Consider the following 1,812-nt stretch of genomic DNA (forward strand, 5'->3'; position numbering starts at 1 on the left):
CTTGACCTTGGCGACGATGGCGTCGGTGGACAGGCCGTAGCGGTCGTGCAGGGTGGGCAGGGCGCCGGCGGCGAGGAACTCGTCGGGCAGCGCGATGGGCACCACCCGGGTGCCGACACCGGCGAAGGCCAGGGTGGAGGCGACGGATTCGGCGAGCCCGCCGATCACGGTGTGGTTCTCCAGGGTGACCACCAGCCGGTCGGTGCGGGCCGCGCGCAGCACCGCCTGGGTGTCGAACGGCTTGATGGTCGGCACGTGCAGCACGGCGACGTCGACGGAGTCGGCCTCCAGCCGGGCCGCGGCCTGCAGCGCCCGCATGGTCATCAGCCCGGTGGAGATGAGCACGACGTCCCGGCCGCCGCGCAGCTCGGCGGCCTTGCCCAGCTCGAACCGGTAGTCGTACTCGTCCAGCACGGTGGGCACCGCTCCGCGCAGCAGGCGCAGGTAGGTGGGCCCGGGAGCGGCGGCGAGCTGCGGGACGGCCTGCTCGATGTCCACCGAGTCGCACGGGTCGACGATCGTCAGGTTCGGGCAGCCGCGCAGGATGGCCAGGTCCTCGGTGGCCTGGTGGCTGGGCCCGTAGCCGGTGGTGAGCCCGGGCAGCGCGCCGACGACGTTCACGTTCAGCCCCGGCTCGGCGATGTCCAGGCAGAGGAAGTCATAGGCCCGGCGGGTGGCGAACACCGAGTAGGTGGAGGCGAAGGGCACCAGGCCCACCTCGGCCATCCCGGCCGCCGCGCCGAGCATCACCTGCTCGGCCATGCCCATCTGGAAGAACCGGTCCGGATGGGCGTCCCGGAACACGTGCATGTCGGTGTACTTCGCCAGATCGGCCGACAACCCGACGATCTCGGGACGCTCCTGGGCCAGCCGGGCCAGCGCGTGCCCGAACGGGGCGCTGGCCGTGCGCTGCCCGGGGTCGGCGAAGGAGGCGATCATCGCCGAGGTGGTCAGCTTCTTGCCGGGCGCGGTGCTGGTCATCGGGCCAGTCCTTCCTGCAGCTGGGTGCGGGCGAGGGCCCATTCGGACTCCTCGACCCGCATGAAGTGGGCCTTCTCCCGGCTCTCCAGCAGCGGCACGCCGCAGCCGATCCGGGTGTCGCAGATCAGCACCGACGGCGACCCGCGGTGCGCCCGCAGCTCGTCGAAGGCGGCCACCAGCGCCGGGACGTCGTTGCCGTCGACCCGCAGGGCGTGCCAGCCGAAGGCCCGCCACTTGTCGAGGACCGGCTCGGTGCGCAGCACACCGGCGGTCGGGCCGTCGGCCTGCAGGGCGTTGACGTCGACGATCGCGGTGACGTTGTCCAGGCCGTGGTGGGCGCAGGACATCGCCGCCTCCCAGGTGGAGCCCTCGTCCAGCTCCCCGTCGGAGAGCAGGTCGTACACCCGCGCCGGATTGCCCTGCAGCCGCAGGCCCAGGGCCATCCCGGTGGCCACCCCCAGGCCGTGGCCCAGCGACCCGCCGGAGATCTCCATGCCCGGGGTGTAGGAGGCCATCGCCGACATCGGCAGCCGGGAGTCATCGGACCCGTAGGTCTCCAGCTCCTCCACCGGGATGATCCCGGCCTCGGCCAGCGCGGCGTACAGCGCGATCGCGTAGTGCCCGATCGACAGCAGGAACCGGTCCCGGCCGGGCCAGTGCGGATCCTCCGGACGGAACCGCAACTGGTCGGCGTAGACCACCGCCAGCACGTCGGCCACACCGAGCGCCTGGCCGATGTACCCCTGCCCCTGCACCTCCCCCTCATCCAGAGCGTTCCGCCGGATCCGGTACGCGGCCTGGCGGATCCGCTCGATCCGCTCCCCCTGGTCG

2 protein-coding genes are annotated in these 1,812 nt (G+C 72.5%); both read right to left on the bottom strand.

Translation table 11 applies throughout. The features are described 5' to 3' along the window. Positions 1-981, bottom strand: a 981-nt coding sequence (locus HK417_RS24205; protein WP_222273227.1) for a transketolase family protein, incomplete at its 3' end; no start/stop codon positions are given. Beyond that, positions 978-1,812: transketolase (locus tag HK417_RS24210; protein ID WP_222273230.1), on the bottom strand; the 835-nt coding region annotated here is incomplete at its 5' end. The genes HK417_RS24210 and HK417_RS24205, both read right to left, overlap by 4 nt.

This window comes from Modestobacter marinus (assembly GCF_019799945.1).
GTDB classification, from domain to species: domain Bacteria; phylum Actinomycetota; class Actinomycetes; order Mycobacteriales; family Geodermatophilaceae; genus Modestobacter; species Modestobacter marinus_B.